Here is a 25,671-nt window from a genome sequence, read left to right as displayed (position 1 = left end):
TTATCCCTTGTCCTTGTCGGCCTTGTCCCCAGAGGTCGCCCGCGCCTTGGCCTGCGCCTTGCGCCGGGCCATATTGGCCTTCAGCGCCGCTTTCAGCCGCTCTTCGCGCGCATCCCCGGATTTGCCTTGTTTTTTGGGTGAATTTTTATTCGTCATGATCTTTCTCTACAGGAGGCGAAAAAAACCGTCCAGACACCCTTGCGCCGCGTTTCGTTTGAGTCTAATCACCCGCCCACAGCGCTGCTGTAGCTCAGAGGTAGAGCACTCCCTTGGTAAGGGAGAGGTCGAGAGTTCAATTCTCTCCAGCAGCACCATGATTTCCGATTTAGTCGATGTTGTAGATATGCTCGGACTCTCGGGACACTTCCTGTAAATTCCCTGATTTGGGGCGGCGGAGGTTTTCTTGACGAACGAAGAACACGACATCGCCGAAAGCTGCACGGTCGAAATCAACTGGCAGGACGGGGATATCGCCGTGATCGACAACACACACGGGTAAAGCACGGCCGCCGGGCGATCAAGGACGCAGACCCCCGGCTGTTTAACGGCATGGGGCGGATCTGACGCACAAGGCACGCCAGAACAAGCTGGCAGCATCTGCACAAAGACGGGTGTTGCCGGCTGGATACGTAGATACACAAGCGAAGGAGGATCCCCGGCGTTGCGGCCTCAAACCATTCAACAAAATGGGAAGGGTTTTGGTAGCGGAGGAGGGACTTGAACCCCCGACACGCGGATTATGATTCCGCTGCTCTAACCAACTGAGCTACTCCGCCGTGAGTGAGAGGCGATGTAAGCGAGGGGCCCGGGAGGGTCAAGAGGGAAATCAACCAACCTCAAGATTTCTTTCACGCCTGCTCTGATGGCCTGGCCTGCAAGGATGTTCGAGGGGATGTGGTCGCGTCGGTCATCCTGCGGATGAAGACGGCACAGATTTCGGGCTCTGTGATCGGAATCATGTGGCCGAACCCGTCCAGCTCTTCGTAACTCAGCCCGAACTCGGTCATTGTCGGCCCGTGCAGCGGCGGTGACAGTATCGCGTCCTGACGGCCATACAAGATGCCCCCGGGGACAGTCAGTTTCGGATAGCGCGCGACCTGCGCATTGATACTTGCATCGACCCCGGCAACGTCCTGAGAGGCCGTGACAAAGGCGGAAGGCCGCAGGCCAAGCGCGCCGCCTGCCCGGTCCAGAAAGTCGTCCGGCGGGGTTTCCGGATCAAACGCTGCGCTCAGCGTGTGCGGCGCGGTTCTGGACGCAAGGGGAACGGCAAGCGTGTTGCCGATCAGGCTGCGCATCCATTCGGAGCGGATCTCAAGCGGTTTGAAGATCGCCGGGGTTTCGGGCAGTTTGTGCGTCAGCGGCGCCAGCAGCGCCAGACCGGCGACCCGGGCCGGATGGTCCAGTGCCATCGCTAGTGAAACCGCGCCCCCCAGTGAATGGCCGACCAGAACGGCGCGGTCCACGCCTTTTTTGTCCAGAAACTCGGCAATCATGCCAGCCTGGTGGGGCAATTGCGCCAGCTCGGCCGTATCGCGCGTTGAATACCCGCATCCCGGCCGGTCCAGCGCGATAACGTGGTAGTCGTCGGCCAGAAGATCCACCAGCGCATAGGTAAAGTGCTGCAACTGCCCGGCCAGACCGTGAATCATGACGATGGTCTGCGCCTCGGGATTTCCCTTTTCCACATAGTGGATGCTGCCGCCGCGAACGGGTGTGATCTGACCCAGCTGCGGCACGGTTTCACGACCCCGGCGGGTAATCTTCCGGGTCCACAGGTTCAAGACAAACAGAACCGCAACAAGGACGGCGATTGCGATCAGAACGGTTGTCATTCAGTTTTCTCCATTGCCAGGGGCGGCGGGTCCGTATTGCTCCAACCCTGATTGTGCCATGCGTTTCTGAAACTCGGCAACGGTGCCGGGCCACAAGGTCGTGTTTCGGCCTTCCGCATCCATGTACCAGGATGTACAGCCGCCGGCCTGCCAGACGCCGTCCGCGTGGCGGCTGTGCATTTCCCGCGTGAACGCCGCCTGTTTTGCGGCGTCTGGAGTGATTGCGGACAACCCTTCGCGCTGCATCTCGCTCAGGACCCGGCCGATATGGCCAACCTGGGCCTCGATCATCAGCACGACCGAGTTGTGCCCCAACCCGGTATGCGGCCCCAGAAGCAGGAAGAAATTGGGAAAACCCGAAACTGCGGTACCCAGATGCGCGCACATGCCATCCGACCAGGCAGAGCGCAGCGTCAGCCCGTCCGTACCGGTAATGTCCAGACGCTCGACCACGTCGGTTACGTGAAACCCGGTGCCCCAGATCAAGACATCAGCCTTGGTCCGGGTGCCATCCGCCGCGATGACCGTGTCACCTTCGATTCGAGCGACGCCCTTCGGAACAACGCTGACATTGTCGCGGGCCAGGGTCGGGTACCAATCGTTCGAACTCAGGATACGTTTGCAGCCGATCCGATAGTCGGGGGTCAGAGTCCGCCGTTCGACCGGATCGGTGATGGCGCGCTCCAATGCCTTTCGCCACATTCCCAAGGCAAAATTCACCGCGCGTTCCTCGCCGCGAAACACGCGGTGGCGAAATTCGAAGATCATGAATATCAGCTTGCGCCGAATGCGGGGCAATATGGGAAACCGGGCGTAAAGGCCGCGCACCCAGGGCGCAATCGGGCCGTCCGGGCGCGGCATCACGTAAGGCGCACTGCGCTGAAAGATCGTGACCTGGCCTGCAATCTTGGCGATCTCGGGTACAAACTGAACGGCGGATGCGCCGGTTCCAACGACCGCCACGCGCTTGCCGGTCAGATCGACATCGTGCTTCCATTCGGCCGAGTGGAAACTGGGCCCCGAAAAACTGTCGGCGCCGGGGATATCCGGAATGCTGGGATAATGAAGTGCGCCAATGGCCGAGACCAGAAACCGCGCCGACCAGCACTGGCCTTCCATCGTCTCGACCTGCCAATATGCGCCATCCCAGCTGGCCGATTTCAGCTCCTGCCGGAAATGGCACAGGTCATACAACCCTTCCTGACGCGCGACATTTTGCAGATAAGCCTGAATTTCCGCGCCACCGGCATAGGCGCGGCTCCAATGCGGGTTGAGATGGGTCGCCATGGAATACAGATGCGACGGCACATCACAGGCGACACCGGGATAGGTATTTTCGCGCCATGTCCCCCCGATATCATCGGCCTTTTCCAAAATCGCGATATCCTTGATACCGCGCTTGCGCGCCTCAAGCGCCATCGTCAGCCCGGCAAACCCGGCGCCGACGATCAGCATCTCTGTTTTGTGGTGCATGAGTGAGTGCCTTCTGAAACAACCCTGCGTTTATCTGTTGCAGATTTATGCACTTGCCTGGCTGTGAAGTAGGTCACACAGGTAACAATGACCCGGCGTCTTTTTCGTTACGCAGGGACAAAATTATTTGGAATGACCCGTGTCGCTTATTGCAAGCACATATCGCAATCAGAGAGGTGGTTGCGCCGCGAATCCGTCAGTTTGTTTCAAAATTGGAGGATTGCCCCTTGACCACTCGCACTGTCACGCGTTCCGGCGGACGTTCTGCCCGCCGAGCCCAACGCACCGCTCCAAATTTCGACATGCTGCCGGGCCTGACCCGAGGCATCCCGCTGTGCGAAGTCATGGACGCAACCCAGGTTGAGCGCATCGACAATGCGGCGATGGACATTCTGGAAAATGTCGGCGTTCAGTTCCGCGACCCCATCGCGCTGGAAGACTGGAAAAAAGCCGGGGCCAAGGTTGACGGCGAACTGGTCTATCTGGACCGAAATATGGTGCGCGAGCTGATCTCGACCATTCCGGCGCAGTTCACCTATCACGCGCGCGATCCGCAAAAGAACCTTGCACTGGGTGGCAAGCACGCGATCTTCGTGCCAATGACCGGGGCCCCTTTCCTGCGCGATCTGGATGACGTGCGCCGGAACCCGACGCTGGATGATCTGGCGATGTTCCACAAGCTGTCGCACATGATGCCGGCGCTGCACAGCTCGGCCCATCACATTGTCGAGCCCTACGACCACCCGATCAGCCAGCGGCACCTGCGCATCACCTATTCGTCGATGAAGTACTCGGACAAGACCTTCATGGGCATGACCACCTCGCCCAGGAATGCCGAGGATGTGATGGATATGTGCGATATCCTGTTCGGCGAAGGGTTCATTGACGATCATCCGGTCACCACCGGCAACTGCAACGGCAACAGCCCACTGGTGTGGGACGAAACCATGCTGGGTGCGATGCGGGCCTTCTGCCGCCGCAATCAGCCGGTTCTGTGCTCGCCCTTTGTTCTGGGTGGCGCGAACACCCCGGCATCGGTGCCCGCGACCGTGGCGCAGCTGACCGCCGAGGCGCTTTCGGCGCTGGCCTATACGCAGGTGATCCGCAAGGGCTGCCCGGCGATCTGGGGGCATTACCTGTCGACCGTTTCGATGAAATCCGGCGCGCCGATGGCCGGCACGCCCGAAATCAGCCTGATGAACTTCATGATCGGCCAGATGGCGCGCTTCTACGACGTACCGTGGCGCACTTCGAACACTCTGGGTGGGGCCAAGACCTTTGATGCACAGGCCGGGTACGAATCCGCCACGACGCTCAGTGCGGTCATTCACGCCGGGGCCAATTATATCTGGCATTCGGCAGGCTGGAACGAGGCGGGCATGCACTGTTCGGTCGCCAAGTTTATCGTCGACGCCGAACAATGCGCGATGGCTTACCGGATGGCGGAAGGCCCAATGTGGCACGATTTCGATCAGGCCCTGGCAGCGGTTCCCGATGTGGGGCCCGGCGGGCATTATCTGGGTCATTCGCACACGCAGGACAACTTTCAGACCGCGTTCTTCATGCCGGAACTGTTCGACAACAACTCGATCGAGCAATGGGTGGCCGAGGGGGAGGTGGAAATCACCGAACGCGCCCTGAAACATGCGCGGAAACTATTGGCCGAATATGAAGAACCAAAGCTGGACGAGGCCAAGAACGAGGCCCTTGTGGACTATATCGCGCGTCGCGAAAGGGAAATCCCGGCGGCGGACGAGTTGAACCAAACATACTGATCCGCACTCCCCGTACTTGCCCACCCGTCATCCGGGTGGGTCCTTTTTTCCACTCAAGACACGTAAACCAAGATGAAGATCGCCGAACTGCATATCTACAGCCACGACCTGCCGGTCAAAAACGGGCCCTATACAATGGCCAACGCTCAGGTCTGGGCGCTGGATACCACGCTGGTCAAAATCGTGTCGGACAACGGTCTGACCGGCTGGGGCGAGACCTGCCCGGTTGGCCCGACCTATGCCGAGGCGCACGCCGCCGGGGCGCGCGCCGCTCTGGTCGAAATGGCCCCGGGCCTGATCGGAACAGAGGTCCTGCCTCTGGCCTTGCATCGCCGGATGGATGGGCTGTTGAACGGTCATGGTTATGCCAAGGCCGCCATCGACATTGCGGCGCACGACCTGCTTGGCAAACACTTGGGTGTTCCGGTTTCCGATTTGCTGGGCGGAGCGGTCTCGGAAAAGGTGCCGTCCTATTATGCCACGGGCGTCGGTGCACCCGACGACATCGCGAAACTGGCTGCCGAGAAAATGGCCGAAGGCTACCCGCGTCTGCAAATCAAGGTCGGAGGCCGCCCGGTCGAGATCGACATCGAAACCATTCGAAAGGTTTGGGACGTGGTCAAGGGATCGGGTATGCGTCTGGCTGTCGACGGCAACCGGGGCTGGACCACACGAGACGCCCTGCGGGTCAGCCGCGAATGCCCCGAAATCCCCTTCATCATGGAACAGCCCTGCAACACAATCGAAGATCTCAGGAAGATCCGGCCTCAGGTCACGCATGGCATCTATATGGATGAAAACAGCACCAGCCTGAACACCGTGGTCTCGGCGGCGGGCACCGGTCTGGTCGACGGGTTCGGCATGAAGGTCACCCGCATCGGCGGCTTGCACCCGATGCGCGCCTTCCGTGATATCTGCGAGGCGCGCAACCTGCCCCATACCTGCGATGACAGCTGGGGCGGGGACATCATCGCCGCTGCATGCACCCATATCGGTGCAACCGTTCGGCCCGACCTGCTGGAAGGCGTCTGGCTGGCTGCGCCATATATCGAAGGCAACTACGATCCCGAAAACGGCATCCGGGTCGACGCCGGGCATATCGCGCTGCCAACCGGGCCGGGGCTGGGCGTGGTTCCTGATGAAAGCCTGCTCGGCACACCTGTCGCATCATTCTAAGAAATGGATGACAATATGAACCTGAAAGGAAAATCGGCTCTGGTCACTGGCGCGGCTGGCGGCATCGGGGCGTCAATCGTTCAACGCCTGCGCAATACCGGGGCGCGGGTCGCAGTCGCCGACCGGGCTGTCGATGCCATCGAGGCCGAGGCACATCTGCCCGGTGATCTGCTTGTTCCCGAATATGCAGACCAGCTGCCCGGCGCAGCCGCGTCCGCATTGGGCGGGCTTGACATCGTGATCAACAATGCGGGCGTCATCACGCGCGGGTCGGTCACGGATACGTCTGATGCGGATTGGTCTCTGTCATTGGGTGTCAATGTCGAAGCCCCGTTCCGCATTTGTCGTGCGGCAATTCCGATCATGGCGGACGCTGGCGGCGGGGCCATCGTCAACACCGCGTCCTGCTGGGGGCTGCGCCCCGGCCCCAATCATGCGGTCTATTGCATGACCAAGGCGGCCATCGCGTCCCTGACCCAGTGCATGGGCATGGATCACGCCCATCAGGGTATCCGCATCAACGCCGTTTGCCCGAATGAGGTGAATACCCCGATGCTGCGATCAGGCTTTGAAACGCGGGGCTTTGACCCCGATACAGCCGTGGCCGAACTGGGCCGGACCGTGCCGCTGGGCCGGATCGCCGAGCCCGAGGACATTGCTGATGTTGTCATGTTCCTGGTCTCGGACGCGTCGCGTTATGTTTGCGGCACGCTGGTTGAGGTGAATGGAGGGAAACCGGTATCATGAGGCGGTTCGATGGAAAGGTGGCACTGGTCACCGGCGGGCGCAGCGGCATCGGCAAGGCCATTGCCCGGCGTTTGCACGACGAAGGCGCACTGGTCTTCACCGCCCAACGTGGTCAGGACACCGAATTCCAAGGCATTGCTGCAGATTTCACCCTTCCCGACAGCCCGGCACAGGTGGTCAACGAAGTGATCGCGAAAGCCGGGCGTCTGGACGTGTTGGTCAACAACGCCGGCATGATGCAGGAAGCCTCGGTCGAAGGAATAAGCCTTGAGGACTGGCACCGCAACCTGACGGTGAACCTGACCGCCCCGTTCCTGATGATCAAGGCCGCGCTGCCGCATCTGCGCCAGACCAAGGGCGCCATCGTCAACACCGGATCCATCGAAGGCTTAGGCAGCAATCCTGGTCACGCTGCCTATTGCGCATCAAAGGCAGGGTTGCACGGCCTGACCCGCGCCGTTGCCGTGGATCACGGGGGCGAAGGTATCCGCTGCAACGCCGTCGCGCCCGGTTGGATCGATACCGAGTTGAACGAGGATTTCATCGAATCCATGCCCGACCCGCCCGCATTCCGTCGCGACATCGCCAAGATCCACCCGGTGGCCCGAACAGGGCGGTCTGAAGAAGTTGCCGCGCTCGTCGCGTTTCTGGCGTCCGGGGATGCGGGTTTCATCACCGGGCAGGTCTTTACGATAGATGGTGGGCGTATGGCCAAGCTGAGCTTGCCCTGATGCCCACGCGTCATTCCTTGCCGGACCGCCATTCTTTCCAGATCAGATAGCTGTTCGCCCCAAGCGAGGCGAATGGCTCGGGCGGCAATCGCGGAAGATCCGGCTGCGCCAGAAAGTGATCCGCGATCTCTGATCCGCCTTGCAGCGCCAGTTCCGCGATGCCCATGCCTTGCAGGGTGCCTCGGGCGATGCCCAGGCCGTTCTGGCAGCAGGCCGAGAACACGCCATCCGCCACTTCGCCGAACGCTGCGGATCCGTTGCGGCTGAGGCACAGCATCCCGGCCCAGCGATGCTCCATCCGTACATCGGGCAGATGCGGAAAGCGTTCACGGAACTTCCGGTCATGCACCCAGCCGGCATTGCGCAACCGCATCCGGGTGGTTTCTATCGTCGGGTGAAAACTGGATCCGGTGCGGATCAGGATGCGATCCCCATAGCTGCCCGAAATGCGCCGGACCGAGGTGCCCATCGGATCCGCCGGGGTCACCGACCAGCGCGGTTGCCCGCCCAGTGTCTTGATCTGCGCCTCGGTCAGCGGGGCCGTGATCGAGGCGTAGAGGCAGATATGCATCAATTGCCGTTGGTAGAATCCGAAGCTTTCCAGATGGCCATTGTTGGCCAGAACGATCCGCCCGGTGCTGACTTTGGCCCTGGCGGTGTTGACCACCCAACCTGCGCCCCGCTTTTCAAAGCTGGTGACTGGCGCGTTCTCGAATACGTTGATTTGGTCAGCCAATTGACCCGACAACGCCCGTACATAGGCTGCGGGCTGGATCATCACCGTCCCCGGCGCAAACAGCCCCGAAACATAATGCGGGCTGCCCGTGATCTCTTGCATCTGCTTTTGGTCATACAGCGTGTGCGGCTCACCCAGTTTGGTCAGATGCTCGGCGAAGGCGCGGTTATGGGCGTCTCCTGCCCGTGTGGCGGCTGCATTGTATTTTCCGCAAGGGTCGAACATTTCCTGCGGCAGGTCGCAATCGGCGGCGACCTCGGTCGCGAAGGCGATGGCCTTGCGGTTCAGGGCAATGGCGACGCGATCCGCTTCCAGCCCATCGCCTGCGTAATTGTCCGAGGCCAGATCATGCGGCAGGTCGATCATGAACCCCGAGTTCCGCCCCGCCGAACCATCGGCGAATCGGCCCGCTTCCAGCAGGGCGATCTTCAGCGAAGGGTCCAGTTGGTGCAATCGCCGCGCCGCCGTCAGCCCGGCAAACCCTCCGCCGACAATGGTGATGTCGGCGGCCAGGTCCTGTTCGAGCTCTGGTAGAGGGTCCTGGGGCGGCAGGATGGCATTCCATCCCGCCGGACCGGTCTGCCGCGGCAGTCTTTTTGCCTCGTATCGTGTCAATCCATAGCCTCGCCGGCGTCGTCTGCAAGATCGATCCAGATGGTTTTCAGCTGGGTGTACTGATCATGCGCATGGATCGAGTTGTCGCGCCCGCCAAAGCCCGATTGCTTGTAGCCGCCAAACGGCGTGGTGATGTCGCCTTCGCCAAAGCTGTTGACGGTCACGGTGCCCGCCCGGATCGCCCGCGCACCACGAATGGCCCGTTTGGCGTTGGCGGTAAAGATCGAGGCACACAAGCCATAGTCGGTGTCATTGGCGATCTTGATGGCCTCGTCAAAGCCCGACACTTCGATCACCGACAGGACCGGGCCGAAGATCTCCTCTCGGGCAAGCACGGCGTCATTGCCCGGCACTTCGACGACGGTCGCCTCGACGAAGCCTTTATCGGCCTTGCCGCCGATCACCACGTTTTCAACCTGATCGAGATATCCGCAGACCTTGTTGTAATGCCCTTCGCTGACCAGCGCGCCCATGCGGGTTTCAGGATCCAGCGGGTCGCCGATGTTCCACTGTTTGGCGTGATGCGCGATGCGGTCCAGCAGTTCGGCTTTCACGTCTTTGTGCACGATCAGGCGCGACGAGGCAGAGCAGTTCTCGCCCATGTTCCAGAACGCACCGTTCACCACATGCGCCGCCACCCGGTCTAGGTTTTCGGCGTCGTCCATGACGATGGCAGGGTTCTTGCCGCCCATCTCAAGCACCACTTCCTTGGCGTTGCTTTCCGCCGAATAGGTCAGGAACCGCTTGCCCGTCACCGTCGAGCCGGTGAAGGAAACCATGTCGATATCCATGTGCCGCCCGATGGGTTCGCCCACGTCGACACCGCCACCCGGTACGATGTTCAGAACGCCGCGGGGAAGGCCAGCCTCCATCGCCAGTTCGGCCATACGCAGCGCGGTCAGTGTGGTTTCAGCCGCGGGTTTCACAACCACTGAACATCCCGCCGCCAAGGCAGGCCCGATCTTCCACGCCAGCATCAGCAGCGGGAAGTTCCACGGCAACACCAGACCGACAACGCCAATCGCTTCGCGCACCACCATGGCGATATGATCGTCACTGGCAGGGCTGACCTGATCATAGATCTTGTCAATCGCCTCGGCGTGCCATTTCAGACAGTGGATCGTCTCGGGCACGTCCACGGTTTCGCAATCAAAGATGGTCTTGCCGCTGTCGATGCTTTCCATCACCGCCAGTTCGCGGGCATTGCGGGTTATCAGCTTGGCCAACCGGATCAGCACGTCCTTGCGCTCGGACGGGTGCAGTTTCGACCAGCGGCCATCGTCGAATGCCTCACGCGCTTTTTCGACTGCAAAATCCACATCCGCCGCACCGCAGGATGCGATATTGGCAAGCTTGTCGCCGGTGGCCGGGTTTACGGTTGCAAACGTCTCACCCGAGATCGCCGGGCGGAATGCGCCGTCGATGAACGCCCCGGTCGGCAGGTTCAGGCCTGCGGCGATGGATTTGTATTCGTCCTGTGTCAGCAGATCCATGTCTCTTACCCTTCCGCCACGATGTCGGCGATTGTCTTTTTCAGCACGCGCGTGACCTGTTCCAGCGCGCGTTTGTCGTCCTTGTTCAATCCCTTCAACGGAGGCCGCATAGCGCCCGCATCGATCCCGTTCATGGTGACGCCATGCTTGATGGTCTGGATGAACTTGCCACCCTGTTCCAGCACCCGCATCAGCGGCATCATCGCAGACATGATCCGGCGGCCTTTGTTGAAATTCCCTTCGACCACGCAGGCCTGATACAGAGCCACGTGTTCGGCAGGCAGGAAGTTGGACCCGCCGCACACCCAGAACGGCGCACCCCAGGCAAAGAATTCGAGCGCCTGATCATCCATGCCGCAGCCAAGCTGGATATGCGGATAGTCGCGGGCCAGCAAATGCACCCGGTTGATATCGCCCGAGCTTTCCTTGATGCCGCAGAAGTTGCGACTGCGGCCAACGCGGTCGAGGAATTCCTCACCCATCATCGTGCCGGTGCGGTGCGGGTAGTTGTACAGCATCACCGGCAGGTCCGCGGCCTTGTCGATGGCCAGCGCATTCAGCGCGTTTTCCCGATCTGTCGGCACCGAATACGGCGGGCTGGCCAGCAGGATCGCATCGGCGCCGATTTCGCGCGCGCCAGCGGCAAGGGCAATCGAATCCGGCGTCAGCATCGCGCCTGTGCCAACCACCAATGGCAACCGGCCCTTCAACTGCTCATGCGTGAACCGGGCCAGTTCGACACGTTCGTGGACGGTCTGGGCATAGTTCTCTCCGGTCGACCCCCCCGAGATCAGGCCATGCACGCCGTTTTCGACCAGGTATTCGATCACGTCGGACAGCGTGTCCCAATTCACGCTGCCATCGTCGTGATAGGGCGTGACCACAGGGGTATAAATCCCCTCAAACTTGAAAATCGGGTTCATTCCGTCCTCATGCAGGTTTCGAAAGGGGCGGGATTCCCATCGGGACATCCAGCGCGTCAGGCATCACGAACATCTCGATCTGATCGCGTGACAGGTTCCAGTGATCTTCGGCCAGCTGCGCAGCAGCCGCCTCGTCACGCGCCTCGATGGCGGCGATGATGGCGTCGTGCTGGCGGCTTGCTTGAGACAGGTTCTCGGACATCTCAGCCGTCTGAGGCCGATAAAACGTCATGCCGATCCGGGCGTGATCGATCAACAGCCGGTTGAACGACGGCAGCAGGTAGACATTTCCGGACATTTCGCCGGTCACGTCATGAAAGCGGTTGTTGGCCAAGGCTCGGTCCTCGCCGGACCCGGACCGAAGGGCCGCCTTGAACGCCTGCTGGGCCTCTTTCAAATCATTGATCTGGGCGTTCGACGCATTCAAAGCCGCCAAACGCAGGATCGCTCCGTATACCATGGGCGCGGCAAGGAAGAAGTCGCGCAGTGTGGTGTAGGACATTTCCGAAACCCGGGCGCTGCGGTTTGCCCGCAGATCCAGATAGCCTTCGCCAGCCAATTGTCGAAACACCTCGCGCAGCGGCGTGCGCGACAAGCCGAATTCCTCGGACAAGTGCGCCTCGTCCAGATCGGCGCCCGGGCGCAGGCGCAGCGTGAGGATGGACACTTTCAGGTGCTCTTTCAGCGCGCTTTTGCGAGACTTGGCTTCGTCTTTCATGCTTTGGCCTCATCCTTCTGTTCGGCGAACGCGGTCGAATCGCGTGCGGTCACAGTTTTGTATTCCATAAAAATACAACTTGTATACAATAATAATTCGTGCAGCATATGGCCTGCGAAATAGACTCATGTTCTGGGCTTTGTCCCAGCTTGCAAACGGTACTGCTCATGCCTCAGACGCGGCACATCACTTTCGTCCTTGTCGAGGAGTTCTCGCACCTTGCGTTTTCATGCGCAGTCGAACCCTTGCGGATCGCCAATCTTGTGAGCGGCGATGAACTGTACCGCTGGTCCTTTCTATCAGAACATGGCGAGCAGGCCGTGTGCTCGAACGGATCCATCACGCTGGTGCATTCCGGCCTTCAGGGTCTGGCCAAATGTGATCAGCTGTTTGTCTTGTCGGGCATTCACATGCGTGACCACGTCACCCGCCCCCTGCTTGCAACCCTGCGCCGCGAACGCGCGCGCGGCACGAAAATCGGCGCCCTGTGCTCGGGGGCATGGGTGCTGGCCGAGGCTGGCTTTCTCGACGGAATGCAAGCGGCAATCCACTGGGAATATCACGACGCGTTCATGGAGGCCTTTCCCGAGGTCAACCTGGTACGCAGCGTGTTCGTGGCCGATGAAAAGCACATTACCGCATCTGGCGGAACGGCAACGGCGGATCTGATGCTGCACCTGATCGAACGCGATCACGGTGAAGAACTGGCCATCGATGTGGCGGATCAGATGGTCTATAACGCGGTACGCAATGCCACAGCTAAACAACGGGTTTCCCTGCAATCACGCAACGGAATGCGCAATGCGCACCTCGCCAAGGCGATCACCATCATGCAGGACAGTATCGAAACCCCGGTTTCCCCCTCGTTCATTGCAGAAGAGCTTGGCATTTCAACCCGACAGCTTGAGCGGCTGTTTGGAAAATACCTCAACACGTCGCCCAAGAAATACTTCATGGAAATGCGGCTGGAGCGCGCCCAGAAATTGTTGCTTCAGACCGAAGCATCCGTCACCGAGGTTGCCGTGGCCTGTGGCTTTGAAAACCCGGGCCATTTTTCGCGCGTCTACCGATCAAGCTTTGGCGTCACCCCGCACGCGCAACGCAACAAGATCGACTGACATTGTGTGGTAGTGGGTTTGCCGCAATCGAAACGGCAGGGGATGCCGCGCTTTTTCGGCCCATGACGGGCCTGAACGGGCATCCCCCTAACCCTGCCGAGATACCCCCTCATTAAAACCGGACTAGTCAACAGATCGGCAGGATGATGTACCAATAGATTTGGATATTGGCATAAGTTTTGCGAGAACTTGTCATACATGCGATTCTTGTGCCCTTATTCGTTAATCTTTGCCTCAATTGGAGACTTTTGATTCAGCGAAGTCCGGCAACCTCAAAGGCCATAACCACTTGTGAAAAATATAAATTACAGGTTTCGTCCTTGCTGCATTTAAAGATCGCACCGGGGAGCAATCTGCTTCGATCTGAGGTGTTCGTTTTCTGCCCGGCACCCCACGGATGGACGGGGCAATCTTGGCTCGACAGATTCGGCTGCGTGCCTGAAACCGCCCAACAGGCGCTCAAGCGCCATTTCTAACGGATTTGCGTCATATCCAGCCTGGGCGCGGCGCGCGTGATTTCATGGGCGCTGGTCGCCGCGCCTGATCCGACGCGAACGTTCAGCTTCTCTGTCCCGTTGAACCGCTGGAAATACGCAAATTCCATCGTGGTCAGCGCATCCATGTCCTGACATTGAACAACGTAGTCAGCCTGAAATTCCGAATGTTCGCCCGTTGCGAATGACGTGCCCCCCTCGCCCGCGTTGTCCTGCTGCCCCGGAATATCATGCGTCAGGATCACGTTTGCAGATGCGGTAAAACACACGGCGTCGGGCGGGACGACAAACAGATCCAGTGGTTTGGACAGTTCGGAAATCGCGATGGCGACACGCGTACGCTCGTCATCACTTGCCACCGGGGTCTCGAACCCAATGATGTCAATGCTTGGAACCCTGAGCGACAGCGTAAATTCCGTGTCCGTAAACACGATTTCCAAGTGACCGGACCCATGTTGATGGGTGGGCGTGATCTGCGTCGCCTGAGCGGCAAGAGCTGCCGGAAAAAGAGACAACGCCAGAACAGAGCACTTCATTAACCAAAAACCGCCTTTAACAGAATCACAACAGTGATTTTACCGCGAATCACCTGCCACGCAACGTTAACCCTCGGATCGGAGCTCGCCAGATTTGGGGAGGAGCGTGGGATTCAACCATCACCACCTATATCCGACAATAAAACTCAGGTTGACATTGCCGACTAAATCACTCAGTTATTTCTTCGCAAAACCCGCGGGGCATCCCCGCGCGATCCGACAGTTCTGACAGGAAAGCATCGAACTCCTATGACCAAGTTATTCACCACTGCCAGCGCCCTGACATTTTGCATGGCAACCGCCGCGATCTCGGGTGATGCCCCCAGCAAGGCAGATGTACTGAACACCTATGCCAATATTGCGGAAGCCAAATTTGAGGACAGCCTGATTTCAGCCAGGAAATTGCAGGATGCGGTCAACGCGCTGATCGCCGATCCCTCGGACGCAACGTTGAACGCGGCGCGCGCGGCCTGGGTTGCTGCGCGTGTCCCCTATCAGCAGACGGAAGTCTATCGCTTCGGCAATGCCATCGTTGATGACTGGGAAGGCAAGGTGAACGCCTGGCCCTTGGACGAAGGGCTGATCGACTATGTCGACGCGGCCTACGGCGGCGCGACGGACGAAAACGAATTTGCCGTGCTGAACGTCATCGCCAACCCCAGTTTCCAACTGTCGGGCGAGACCATTGATGCCAGCGAAATCACCCCCGAACTGCTGAGCGACACCTTGCACGAAGCCGATGGTATCGAGGCGAATGTGGCAACCGGCTATCACGCCATCGAGTTCCTTCTGTGGGGTCAGGACATGAACGGCCATGGCGCCGGTGCCGGCAACCGCCCAGCGACCGATTATGCGCAGGGCGAGGACTGTACCGGCGGCCATTGCGACCGTCGCGCGCAATATCTGAGCGCTGCGACCGAACTGCTGGTCAGCGATCTGGCCTGGATGGCGGATCAGTGGAAAGACGGCGGAGCGGCGCGCGCAGCCCTTGTGGAGAACGAAGCAGCAGGCATCAGCGCGATCCTGACCGGCATGGGTTCTCTCTCGTATGGCGAGCAAGCCGGCGAACGGATGCGCCTTGGCCTGATGCTGAACGATCCCGAAGAAGAACATGACTGCTTTTCGGACAACACCCACAACAGCCATTACTATGACGGGTTGGGCATCCAGAACGTCTATCTGGGCAGCTATACCCGCATTGATGGCACCCCGGTTTCGGGCGCATCTCTGGCCGATCTGGTCATCGCCACCGATCCGGCGCTGGATACCGAGATGAAAGCGAAACTGGCCGCCACCATGCAGGCCCTGGGCAAGATCAAGACAACGGCCGAGGCGGGATTTGCCTATGACCAGATGCTTGAGCGCGGTAACGAAGGCGGTGAGGCCCTGATCATGGGCGGCGTCAACGGCCTGATCGATCAGACCAAAACGATCGAGCGCATCGTAACCGCGCTGGAGCTGGACGGGGTTGCGTTTGAAGGGTCAGACAGCCTGGATAACCCGGACGCCGTCTTCCATTAATCTTCAAGCGGGCCGGAGAGGGTTTCTTTCCGGCCCCTGCAAACCTTACTGATCGCCTGACAGGGCGGCGAAACGAGCCAAGACCAATGATTGTCTGCCACTGCACCAACATATCCGATCACGACATCCGTGCCGCCATCGATTGGATGCGCACGGCGGATCCGCGGACCATAATCACCCCCGGCAAGATCTACCATGCCCTTGGCAAATCGGCGGATTGTGGCGGGTGCATGCCGCTGTTCCTAGACACAATGCGGGCCAGCGGTAATCTGGAAGTCCCCATGCAACTCCGCACTTTGCGTGCCGGAGCAACACAGGAGAAGGCTGATGAAAGGCGATCCGAAGGTCATCGAATATCTGAACAAGTCTCTGCGGCATGAGCTGACTGCCGTCAGTCAATACTGGCTGCATTACCGCCTGCAAGAAGACTGGGGCCTTGGCCATATGGCCAAGAAAAGCCGCGAGGAAAGCATCGAAGAGATGGGCCACGCGGACAAGCTGATCGAACGGATCATCTTTTTGGAAGGTCACCCCAACCTTCAGAAACTGGACCCGTTGCGGATCGGTCAGACGCCGAAGGAAACGCTGGAATGCGACCTGGCGGCCGAGATCGACGCCAGGGCACTTTACAAGGAAGCGCGCGAGTATTGTCGGGAGGCCGGCGACTTTGTCTCCATGTCGCTGTTCGAACAGTTGATGTCCGATGAAGAGGGACATATCGACTTCCTCGAAACGCAGCTCGACCTGTATGAAAGGATCGGCGAAGCCAATTATGCGCAACTCAACGCATCGAAAATGGACGAAGGCGAATAGTCTTTTTGCCCTGTCAGTGGCCGCCCTTGCGGCCACCCCCTCCTTGGCAGCCGAGCTGCGGGACCTGCATCTGAAATTCACCCCCCGCACCGACGAGGAACGCGCCCGCATTGCCGCCGTGACGGCACCCCCGCAAGATTTTGGCGTGTCGCAGCCGTTCGAAGAACTCTCTGCCGGGGCGGCAACTGTCCGGGTCCGCAACGACGCGGATGCGTTCTCGCAACCCTCGGGCAATCTGAGCTTCGAGCAGGAGCTGGATTTCAAGGTCGGCAACGGGTTGTTCAAGAAAATCTGGGTGTCGTCACCATCATCCACATTGGCCTCTGACGGGTTGGGGCCGCTGTACAACGCGCGATCCTGCCAGCGTTGCCATTTAAAGGATGGGCGGGGGCACACACCGAACGGGCCCGATGACAACGCGGTCTCGATGTTCCTTCGGGTCTCGATCCCCGGCGCGCCGGAAGACGGGTATGCCGAGATCGAAGATTACATCGCCACCCGGCCCGATCCCAACTATGGCGGGCAGATGCAGGATTTCGCGCTTGCGGGGCATCCGGCGGAATATCGGCTGGATATCTCTTACGAAGAAGTCCCTGTTGAACTCTCTGACGGCGAGACCGCGTCACTGCGCCGCCCGACTTACAGGGCCGCTGATCTGGGCTATGGCCCGCTGCACCCGGATGCAATGCTGAGCCCGCGGGTCGCACCACAGATGATCGGGCTTGGCCTGCTCGAGGCGATCCCGGTCGAAGACCTTCTGGCCAAGGCTGATCCCGACGACGTGGATGGGGATGGCATCTCGGGCCGTCCGAACATCGTCTGGTCTGTTGAATACGGCGCCCCGATGATGGGCCGGTTCGGGCACAAGGCAGGCATGCCGACGGTGATGGAGCAATCCGCCGCAGCCTTTGCCGGGGATATCGGTATTTCAAGCCCGCTTTACCCGGCACCTCAGGGGGACTGCACGGACTTGCAGGTGAACTGCGTCGAGGCCCCGCATGGCGACACCGATACCCGCGAGTTCGAGATCGATCAGCAGGGCATGGACCTGGTGGATTTCTACAGCCGCAATCTGGGCGTGCCCGGCCGCCGTGATGTCGACGACCCCGAGGTTTTGCGCGGCAAAGAGGTGTTTCACACGACCGGCTGCGCATCGTGTCATACTCCGGCCCATGTCACCCACCGGTTGGAAGATCGGCCCGAGCACAGCTTTCAGCTGATCTGGCCTTACACCGATCTGCTGCTGCATGACATGGGCGAAGGTCTGGCGGATCACCGCCCCGAGGCCCGCGCGACGGGGCGCGAATGGCGGACGCCGCCTTTGTGGGGCACAGGTCTGACCGAACGCGTCTCGGGCCACACGCAGTTTCTGCATGACGGGCGGGCACGCAATCTGCTCGAGGCGATCCTGTGGCACGGCGGCGAAGCCCAGGCCGCGCGCGATGCGGTTGTGTCGATGCCGAAAACTGACCGCGACGCCCTGATCCGTTTTCTGGAGAGCCTCTGACCCATGCGTTTTCTTACGATTATTGCCGCGTTGATGATGCCTCTTGCCGCACAGGCTCAGGACCGCGCACCGATCCTGATGGACGTTGCCGAGACACATATACTGCCCAGGTTCGACAAGCTGCCGGAAACGACCGGGGCTCTGGTCAGTGCATCGCGGGTGGATTGCGATCCGACCTCACCTGCGTTGCGCGCGGCTTATGATGCGGCCTTCGACAGCTGGATTTCCGCCAGTCACCTGCGGTTTGGTCCGACCGAGGTCGATGATCGTGCATTTGCCATGGCGTTCTGGCCCGACACGAAAGGGTTCACCACCAAAGCCCTGTCCCAGCATATCGCAACCGAGGATGACGCCGTGCAAGACCCCGAAGCCTATGCCGAGACATCCATAGCCGGGCGCGGGTTTTTTGCGCTGGAACGAATGCTGTTCGATCCCGCCTTTGCAGAGCAGGGCAATGCGGATTACCGCTGCGCGCTGATTCAGGCGATCGCGGCGGATATTGATGCCAACGCGCAGGCGATGGCCGATGACTGGCAAAGCTATGCCCCCAGCCTGACCCGGCCCGGCGAGAACGGCCGCTTCCGAACGCAGGACGAAGCGATGCAGGAACTGTTCAAGGCGTTGTCCACGGGTCTTGAATTCACGGCCGACACTCGGCTTGGTCGCCCGTTGGGCACGTTCGACCGCCCGCGTCCGAACCGCGCCGAAGCGTGGCGGTCGAAGCGATCCTTGCGCCATGTCGAACTTTCGCTGATGGCCCTTCGTGATCTTGCCTCGCGATTGGCCTTTGATCATCCCGATATCGCCGCGGATCTGGATGCTGCTTTTGCGCGCGCCATTGAGAATGCCCAGCCCATTGACGACCCGGCGCTGGCCGGCGTTGCGGATCCGCAGGCCCGGTTCCGTATCGAGGCCCTGCAACAGTCCATCCACGATATTCGCGCAATTGCTTCGACTGAACTTGGCCCGACGCTGGGCGTCAGCGCAGGCTTCAATTCTCTGGACGGAGACTGATCCGTGACATCGCGTCGCCGTTTCCTTGCAGGGCTTGCTGCAACCTCTCTTCCTCCGATCCATGGATGGGCCTCGGTGGGCACGCCGGAGTTTCTGGCCGCAGCGCTGTTTCCGGATGGTTTGTATCGACTGGCCGGTCTGGATGCACAGGGAACCCTTCTGTTTTCCGTGCCCCTGCCCGCGCGCGGGCATGCGGCGGCGGCACATCCGGTCAAAGCACAGGCCGTCGCCTTTGCGCGCCGTCCGGGCACCTTTGCCGTGGTGATTGATTGCGTGACGGGATCACCGATCGCGCGGCTGACGGCGCCGGAAGGCCGGCATTTCTATGGTCACGGTACTTTTTCAGCCGACGGCGCGATTTTCTTTGCCACCGAAAACGATTACGAGGCCGGAAAAGGTATCATAGGCGTCTGGAACGCTGAAACCTTTGCGCGCTTGGGCGAATTCCCGTCCGGCGGCGTCGGGCCGCATGACATGCGGTTGATGCCGGGTGGGAAAACGCTTGTGATTGCCAATGGCGGTATCGAAACTCATCCCGAAACCGGGCGCACGAAGCTGAACCTGCCGACGATGAAGCCCAACCTGACCTACCTTTCCCTAACGGGCCTGGTTCAGGAACAGGTGTCGCTGTCGCCTTCGCTTCACAAGAACTCGATCCGCCATCTGGCGGTCCGTCGCGACGGGCTGGTGGGCTTTGCGATGCAGTGGCAGGGCAGCAAAGCCGAACATCCGCCCTTGCTGGGCCTGCACCGTCAGGGGGAAACCCCGTACCTTCTGTCTGCGCCGGTGCAGGATCAGAGCACGCTGCAAGGTTATGCGGGCAGCATCGCGTTTTCGGCGGATGGCACAACCGTTGCCATCACCTGTCCACGCGGCAATGCGTTGCAGCGGTTCGACGTGGCCAGTGGCACATTCAGCGATGCGTTCGAGCTTGAGGATGTCTGCGGGCTTGGTTCCGGCCCAAACGATTTGGTTTTCACCACCGGAACCGGTGTGTTCGGCGCGTTGACCACTGCGCACCCCGAGATCCGGACCCGCGCGAAGTGCCAGTGGGACAACCATCTGGTCCCGATCAGCCCACCGGCATGAAATTCGGATTTTTCCGTCACATAGTTTAGACTTGGAAGAATCAAACAGCTGCCGTATTGCCGGGCGCGAAACTGGCACCCCAACGTTAAGGACCGACTTGATTGAAACAGACGCCCGACGCACCGCATTCGATCTACGGAGTTGAGAAATGGGGCAAAGGCCTCATCGAGGTGACGGAGCAGGGCGAGATAGGTCTGCGCAATCCCTTGGCTCCCGATGTTGGCGCGATCAGCCTGCCAGGTATTCTCAGCGATCTGAACGACCGAGGCATCAAGGCCCCGATGGTTCTGCGCGTCTCTTCCTATCTGGAACACGAGATCGCGCATCTGAACGAAAGCTTCCGCGAAGCCATCGCCCGCGTCGGCTACAGAGGCAGCTATCGCGGTGTGTTCCCGATCAAGGTGAACCAGCAGGCCCAGGTCGTCGACCGGATCGTCGAATTCGGCAAGAAGTACAACTATGGGCTCGAGGCCGGGTCCAAACCCGAACTGGTGATCGCACTGGCACATCGGCTGGCCAGCGAGGCGCTGATCGTCTGCAACGGCGTCAAGGATGCCGAATTCATCCAGCTGGCCATCCTGTCCCGCAAGATCGGGTTCAACACGGTGATCGTTCTTGAAAGCCCGAAAGAGGCTGACACGGTGATCGAAGTATACAAAGAGCTGGGCATTGAACCCCTGATTGGCGTGCGGGTCAAGCTGACCAACCAGATCAGCGGCAAATGGGAAGAAAGCTCGGGCGACCGGTCCGCCTTTGGTATGAACACCGATCAACTGGTGGCCACGGTGGACAAGCTGCGCGACGCGGGCCTTCTGCATTGCCTGAAGTTGCAGCATTCGCATCTGGGCTCTCAGGTGCAGGACGTCAACGACGTGCGCCGCGCGGTGGGCGAGGCCTGCCGCTATTACACCGAACTGACGCGCGAGGGCGTGCCGCTGACCCATCTGGACCTCGGCGGTGGTATGGGGGTGGACTATACCGGTGAAAAGAAGGCGGCTGAAAACTCGATCAACTACACGGTCGAGGAATATTGCGCTAATGTGGTGGAAACCGTGGCCTATGCCATGGACGAGGCCGAGGTGGACCACCCGACGCTGGTTACCGAAAGCGGCCGCGCGGTGGTGGCGACGTCGTCGATGCTGGTGTTCAACGTGCTGGAAAGCACGCTCTATGATGCGCCCAACGGCCCCGAGGTTGAAGCCGACGATCACCACATGGTTTCAGACCTTGCCGCGGTGCACGGCTATCTCAGCAAAGACCGTCTTCAGGAATGCTGGAACGACGCCACCTTCTATCGCAACGAATTGCGCGCCCTGTTCCGCCGTGGATATGTAGACCTGCGCCAGATGGCCCGGGCCGAACGGATCTACCTGTCGCTGATGGCCCGCCTCAAGGCGCTGGCGGCCAGTGACGATCTGGAAACCGACGTGGACGACCAGCTTGAGAAAGTGGCCGATATCTACCACTGCAACTTTTCTCTGTTTCAGTCCTTGCCGGACGTCTGGGCCATTGACCAGCTGCATCCCATCGTGCCCTTGCAGGGCCTGAACCAGACACCCGACCGCCGGGCAGTCCTGTCCGACATCACTTGCGACAGCGACGGCAAGATCGACCGGTTCATCCTGGCCGACGGTGTTTCACCCAGTCTGCCGGTGCATACCCTGCCGGAAGATGATGAATATTTCATGGGCGTCTTTTTCGTCGGCGCCTACCAGGAAACGCTGGGCGATCTGCATAACCTGTTCGGCGACACCAACGTCGTCACCATCGACCTGCGCGCTGACGGAGGGTTCGACCTGCTGCACGAACAAGAGGGCGACACGATCAGTCAGGTGCTGTCCTATGTCGAATTCGACCCCACCGACTGCGTCGCCGCCTTCCGCAAAATGGTGGACGAGGCGATCTCGACCGGTACTCTGAAAGCCAAGGACCGCAAAACCCTGATGAGCGCTTATCGCGACTCGATCAACGGCTACACCTATTACGAATAACCCCCTGTGAGAGGAGATTACCCCCATGGGTTCACTTAGTGGCAAAACACTGGTTGTCGGCGCGGGCGGCGTATCCCACGCCGCCGTGCACAAGATGGCGATGAATTCGGACATCTTCACCGAAATCACACTGGCCAGCCGGACCAAGTCGAAATGCGACGCCATCGCCAAATCGGTGAAAGAGCGCGTGGGCGTTGACATCGCCACCGCCGAGCTTGACGCCTACAAGGTCGAGGACACGGTGAAGCTGATCAAGGAAACCGGTGCCGAGATCCTGGTGAACCTGGCCCTGCCCTATCAGGACCTGGTGTTGATGGACGCCTGCCTCGAGGCCGGGTGCCACTATCTCGACACTGCGAACTACGAGCCCGAGGATGAGGCCAAGTTCGAATATCACTGGCAATGGGCCTATCAGGACAAGTTCAAACAGGCTGGCCTGACCGCCATCCTCGGCTCGGGTTTCGATCCGGGCGTGACATCCGTCTTCGCCAAGTGGCTCAAGAAACACAAGCTGGACACGATCCGCCAGATCGACGTGCTCGACGCCAATGGCGGCAGCAACGACCAAGAATTCGCCACCAACTTCAACCCCGAGATCAACCTGCGCGAAGTGCTGGCCGAAGTGCGCCACTGGGAAGGTGGCGAGTGGAAACACTCCCCCGCCATGACCCACAAGGTCGAGTTCGACTTCCCCGCCATCGGCCCCAAGAATATGTATCTGATGTATCACGAGGAACTGGAGTCGCTCAGCACCCACTTCCCCGAGATCGAACGCGCCCGCTTCTGGATGACATTCGGTGACGCTTACATCACTCACGCCAAAGTTCTGGAAAATGTCGGCATGACCCGCATCGACCCGGTGATGCATGACGGCAAGGAAATCATCCCGATCCAGTTCCTGAAAACCCTGCTGCCCGATCCCGGCGATCTGGGCGCCGAAACCAAGGGCAAGGCCTGCATCGGCGACATCGCCACGGGTCAGGCCAAGGACGGATCGGGCGAAAAGACCTATTACATCTACAACATCTGCGACCACGAAGAATGCTATGCCGAGGTCGGATCACAAGCGGTCAGCTATACGACCGGCGTCCCCGCGATGATCGGAGCAGCACAGGTGCTGAAAGGTAACTGGCGCGAACCGGGCGTTTGGAACATGGAACAGCTCGACCCGGATGACTTCATGGACATGCTCAACACCCACGGCCTTCCCTGGCAGGTCCACGAACTCGACGGCCCCGTCGACTTCTGATCCCTCGGGGCGGTCCGCGCGACCGCCCTGCTTCATCTGGCTAAAAATATCCCCGGGGGTCCGGGGGGCAGGCCCCCCGGGCTTTTCACAATCGGAGACGCCCGACATGTCCGACATGATGACCACACAGGCCGGAGACGCCGGAGCCTTCCGCCACTTCGACCTGACACGCGTGCCGTCACCCTGTTTCGTCGTCGACGAAAAGGCGGTAGAGCGAAATCTGGAGGTTCTGGCCGATATCGGTGAGCGCTCTGGCGCGCATGTCCTGTCGGCGCTCAAGGCCTTTTCGATGTTCGCGCTGGCCCCTCTGGTGCGACAGTATCTCGGCGGCACCTGCGCCAGCGGCATCTACGAGGCCCGGCTGGGCCGCGAGGAATATGGCGGCGAGGTCGCCACATTCTGCGCGGGCTACAAGGATTCCGACATCGACGAAATCCTTGCCCTGTCGGACCACATCATCTTCAACAGCCCCGGGCAGAAAGACCGCTTTCTTGCCAAGGCACAGGCCGCGGGGCGGCAGGTCGGGCTGCGCATCAACCCTGAACACTCCGAAGGCGAGGTTGCGAAATACGACCCCTGCGCACCGTGTTCACGCCTCGGCACCCCGGTCAGCCAGCTGGACGCCAAGGCGCTGGAGGGCGTGGACGGGCTGCACATGCACACGCTCTGCGAACAGGGGTTCGAGCCGCTGCAACGCACGTGGACCGCCGTGGAACCCAAACTCGCCCCCTTCATGGGTCAGCTCAAATGGTTGAACTTCGGCGGTGGCCATCACATCACCCGCGACGACTATGATCGCGACGGGCTGGTCGCCTTCATCAAAACCATACGCGAGGCATATGGTGTCGACGTCTACCTCGAACCCGGTGAGGCCGTCGCCCTGGACGCAGGCATTCTGGTCGGAGAAATCCTTGACCTGCCCACCAATGGCATGAACCTCGCCATCACCGATATCTCGGCCACCTGCCACATGCCCGACGTGATCGAGGCCCCTTATCGGCCCGCCCTGATGGACGAGGCCGAAGCTGGCCACACCTACCGCCTCGGCGGCCCCTCGTGCCTGGCGGGCGACGTGATCGGCGACTACACTTGGGCCGAGCCGCTGCGGATCGGGCAGCGCTTTGCCTTCCTCGATCAGGCGCATTACTCGATGGTCAAGACCAACACGTTCAACGGCGTGCCCCTGCCCACCATCGCCCTGTGGAACAGCGAAACCGATGACCTGAAGATCATCAGGGAATTCGGCTATGACGACTTTAAGGACAGACTTTCATGAGCATTTTCCTCGACAGCGAACTGACCGAGGCCGAACGCAGCGAAGACGCCCGGTTCCGTGTGATCCCGGTGCCGCTGGAGCGCACGGTCTCATACGGGTCTGGCACCGCCAAAGGCCCCGAAGCGATCATCGAGGCCAGCAATGAACTCGAACGCATCACGGGTCACGCGGAACCCTGCGTCGAAGGCATCTTTACCGAAGCCCCACTGGATTGCGCCGGCCCGCTGCCGGACGTCATGGAGCGCCTCGCCCAGCACACCGAGGCCGCCGTCCGTGCCGGCAAGGTGCCGGTCACGCTGGGCGGTGAACACTCGCTCAGCTATGGCGCGGTCATGGGTGTGACCCGCGCCCTGGGCCAGCCCGTCGGTATCGTGCAGATCGACGCCCATGCCGATCTGCGCAACGCCTATCAGGGCGAAAAACACTCGCATGCCTCGGTGATGCATCTGCTGGCCGAGGAAGGTATCCCACTGGCCCAGTTCGGCGTGCGCGCCTTTTCCACCGAGGAAGCCAAAAGCCGCCTGAGGAACCTCGTCTTCCACGTGGATGCCGAAGAGCTGGTGACCGGCAACATCCATGCCGTCGACCTGCCCGAGGATTTCCCCGAACTGGTCTATGTCAGCTTTGACGTTGATGGGCTGGACCCGGCGCAGATGCCCGCGACCGGCACGCCTGTTCCGGGCGGGCTGGGATACTATCAGGCGCTTCGCCTGGTGGAACATGCGTTGAAGGGTCGTAAATGCGTCGGCTTCGACGTGGTCGAACTGGCCCCCGACGGCAATGCCGCCTGGGATTTCACCGCGGCTCAGATCGTCTATCGCCTGATGGCGAGCTGCTGATC

23 protein-coding genes and 2 tRNA genes are annotated in these 25,671 nt (G+C 60.4%); 16 read left to right on the top strand and 9 right to left on the bottom strand.

Annotated features, from left to right (window positions below):
* On the bottom strand, window positions 1–156 hold the full coding sequence (locus GS605_RS01085) for a hypothetical protein (protein WP_171118532.1): 156 nt from the start codon (window positions 154–156) through the stop codon (window positions 1–3).
* 83 nt (window positions 157–239) lie between these two features.
* On the opposite strand from GS605_RS01085, the gene GS605_RS01080 reads away from it, so the two are divergent.
* Window positions 240–314 (top strand) — tRNA-Thr (locus tag GS605_RS01080).
* A gap of 385 nt (window positions 315–699) precedes the next feature.
* On the opposite strand, the gene GS605_RS01075 is transcribed toward GS605_RS01080, so the two are convergent.
* The 3 genes from GS605_RS01075 to GS605_RS01065 form a co-directional block, all read right to left on the bottom strand.
* Window positions 700–776, bottom strand: a tRNA-Met gene (locus GS605_RS01075).
* Between the two features lie 72 nt (window positions 777–848).
* Complete coding sequence (locus tag GS605_RS01070; protein ID WP_171722817.1) at window positions 849–1,835, bottom strand: alpha/beta fold hydrolase; 987 nt, start codon at window positions 1,833–1,835, stop codon at window positions 849–851.
* Window positions 1,836–3,308, bottom strand: a complete 1,473-nt coding sequence (locus GS605_RS01065) for an NAD(P)/FAD-dependent oxidoreductase (protein WP_171722816.1) — start codon at window positions 3,306–3,308, stop codon at window positions 1,836–1,838.
* Between the two features lie 227 nt (window positions 3,309–3,535).
* Between GS605_RS01065 and GS605_RS01060 the strand changes: the two genes are divergently transcribed.
* The 4 genes from GS605_RS01060 to GS605_RS01045 all read left to right on the top strand — a co-directional run bounded on the left by GS605_RS01060 (window position 3,536) and on the right by GS605_RS01045 (window position 7,737).
* Window positions 3,536–5,083, top strand: coding sequence for a trimethylamine methyltransferase family protein (locus GS605_RS01060; protein WP_171722815.1), 1,548 nt, complete (start codon window positions 3,536–3,538; stop codon window positions 5,081–5,083).
* 72 nt (window positions 5,084–5,155) lie between these two features.
* On the top strand, window positions 5,156–6,259 hold the full coding sequence (locus tag GS605_RS01055; protein ID WP_171722814.1) for a mandelate racemase/muconate lactonizing enzyme family protein: 1,104 nt from the start codon (window positions 5,156–5,158) through the stop codon (window positions 6,257–6,259).
* A gap of 15 nt (window positions 6,260–6,274) precedes the next feature.
* Window positions 6,275–7,006 (top strand): SDR family NAD(P)-dependent oxidoreductase, encoded by a 732-nt coding sequence (locus tag GS605_RS01050; RefSeq protein ID WP_171722813.1) that lies wholly within the window; start codon window positions 6,275–6,277, stop codon window positions 7,004–7,006.
* On the top strand, window positions 7,003–7,737 hold the full coding sequence (locus GS605_RS01045) for an SDR family NAD(P)-dependent oxidoreductase (protein WP_171722812.1): 735 nt from the start codon (window positions 7,003–7,005) through the stop codon (window positions 7,735–7,737). The genes GS605_RS01050 and GS605_RS01045 overlap by 4 nt, the downstream gene beginning before the upstream one ends.
* 10 nt (window positions 7,738–7,747) lie before the next feature.
* On the opposite strand, the gene GS605_RS01040 is transcribed toward GS605_RS01045, so the two are convergent.
* Genes GS605_RS01040 through GS605_RS01025 form a run of 4 tightly spaced genes read right to left on the bottom strand, consistent with a single transcriptional unit; the run spans window position 7,748 to window position 12,222 of the window.
* Entirely contained in the window at window positions 7,748–9,088 is a 1,341-nt protein-coding gene (locus GS605_RS01040; protein ID WP_171722811.1) for an FAD-binding oxidoreductase, read from the bottom strand.
* Complete coding sequence (locus GS605_RS01035; RefSeq protein ID WP_171722810.1) at window positions 9,085–10,581, bottom strand: aldehyde dehydrogenase; 1,497 nt, start codon at window positions 10,579–10,581, stop codon at window positions 9,085–9,087. Before GS605_RS01035 ends, GS605_RS01040 begins: the two co-directional genes overlap by 4 nt.
* Window positions 10,582–10,586: 5 nt before the next feature.
* On the bottom strand, window positions 10,587–11,504 hold the full coding sequence (locus tag GS605_RS01030; protein WP_171722809.1) for a dihydrodipicolinate synthase family protein: 918 nt from the start codon (window positions 11,502–11,504) through the stop codon (window positions 10,587–10,589).
* Between the two features lie 7 nt (window positions 11,505–11,511).
* Window positions 11,512–12,222, bottom strand: coding sequence for a GntR family transcriptional regulator (locus GS605_RS01025; RefSeq protein ID WP_171722808.1), 711 nt, complete (start codon window positions 12,220–12,222; stop codon window positions 11,512–11,514).
* A 167-nt stretch (window positions 12,223–12,389) separates the two neighbouring features.
* On the opposite strand from GS605_RS01025, the gene GS605_RS01020 reads away from it, so the two are divergent.
* Entirely contained in the window at window positions 12,390–13,340 is a 951-nt protein-coding gene (locus tag GS605_RS01020) for a GlxA family transcriptional regulator (protein WP_171722807.1), read from the top strand.
* Between the two features lie 472 nt (window positions 13,341–13,812).
* On the opposite strand, the gene GS605_RS01015 is transcribed toward GS605_RS01020, so the two are convergent.
* Window positions 13,813–14,370 (bottom strand): DUF2796 domain-containing protein, encoded by a 558-nt coding sequence (locus tag GS605_RS01015; protein ID WP_171722806.1) that lies wholly within the window; start codon window positions 14,368–14,370, stop codon window positions 13,813–13,815.
* 249 nt (window positions 14,371–14,619) lie between these two features.
* Here GS605_RS01015 and GS605_RS01010 point away from each other — a divergent pair, with 249 nt between their 5' ends.
* The 10 genes from GS605_RS01010 (at window position 14,620) to speB (ending at window position 25,669) form a co-directional block, all read left to right on the top strand.
* Complete coding sequence (locus tag GS605_RS01010) at window positions 14,620–15,891, top strand: imelysin family protein (protein ID WP_171722805.1); 1,272 nt, start codon at window positions 14,620–14,622, stop codon at window positions 15,889–15,891.
* Window positions 15,892–15,977: 86 nt separating this feature from the next.
* Window positions 15,978–16,271, top strand: coding sequence for a bacterioferritin-associated ferredoxin (locus tag GS605_RS01005; protein ID WP_171722804.1), 294 nt, complete (start codon window positions 15,978–15,980; stop codon window positions 16,269–16,271).
* On the top strand, window positions 16,219–16,704 hold the full coding sequence (gene bfr / locus GS605_RS01000) for a bacterioferritin (RefSeq protein ID WP_170346155.1): 486 nt from the start codon (window positions 16,219–16,221) through the stop codon (window positions 16,702–16,704). Before GS605_RS01005 ends, bfr begins: the two co-directional genes overlap by 53 nt.
* Window positions 16,664–18,211, top strand: a complete 1,548-nt coding sequence (locus GS605_RS00995) for a di-heme oxidoredictase family protein (protein WP_171722803.1) — start codon at window positions 16,664–16,666, stop codon at window positions 18,209–18,211. Before bfr ends, GS605_RS00995 begins: the two co-directional genes overlap by 41 nt.
* A gap of 3 nt (window positions 18,212–18,214) precedes the next feature.
* Entirely contained in the window at window positions 18,215–19,225 is a 1,011-nt protein-coding gene (locus GS605_RS00990; RefSeq protein WP_171722802.1) for an imelysin family protein, read from the top strand.
* Window positions 19,226–19,228: 3 nt separating this feature from the next.
* Window positions 19,229–20,314, top strand: coding sequence for a DUF1513 domain-containing protein (locus tag GS605_RS00985; RefSeq protein WP_171722801.1), 1,086 nt, complete (start codon window positions 19,229–19,231; stop codon window positions 20,312–20,314).
* Window positions 20,315–20,415: 101 nt separating this feature from the next.
* The gene (speA, locus tag GS605_RS00980) at window positions 20,416–22,305 is read left to right on the top strand and encodes a biosynthetic arginine decarboxylase (RefSeq protein WP_171722800.1); all 1,890 of its coding nucleotides are present in this window, start codon (window positions 20,416–20,418) and stop codon (window positions 22,303–22,305) included.
* A gap of 25 nt (window positions 22,306–22,330) precedes the next feature.
* Window positions 22,331–23,554, top strand: coding sequence for a saccharopine dehydrogenase family protein (locus tag GS605_RS00975; RefSeq protein WP_171722799.1), 1,224 nt, complete (start codon window positions 22,331–22,333; stop codon window positions 23,552–23,554).
* 106 nt (window positions 23,555–23,660) lie between these two features.
* On the top strand, window positions 23,661–24,830 hold the full coding sequence (gene nspC / locus GS605_RS00970) for a carboxynorspermidine decarboxylase (RefSeq protein ID WP_171722798.1): 1,170 nt from the start codon (window positions 23,661–23,663) through the stop codon (window positions 24,828–24,830).
* On the top strand, window positions 24,827–25,669 hold the full coding sequence (speB, locus tag GS605_RS00965; protein ID WP_171722797.1) for an agmatinase: 843 nt from the start codon (window positions 24,827–24,829) through the stop codon (window positions 25,667–25,669). The genes nspC and speB overlap by 4 nt, the downstream gene beginning before the upstream one ends.
* The last annotated feature ends 2 nt before the right edge of the window (window positions 25,670–25,671 follow it).

The sequence above is a fragment of the Ruegeria sp. HKCCD7559 genome (assembly GCF_013110575.1).
In the GTDB taxonomy this organism is placed as follows: Bacteria; Pseudomonadota; Alphaproteobacteria; order Rhodobacterales; family Rhodobacteraceae; genus Ruegeria.
This window is presented reverse-complemented; position numbering and strand designations above follow the sequence as displayed.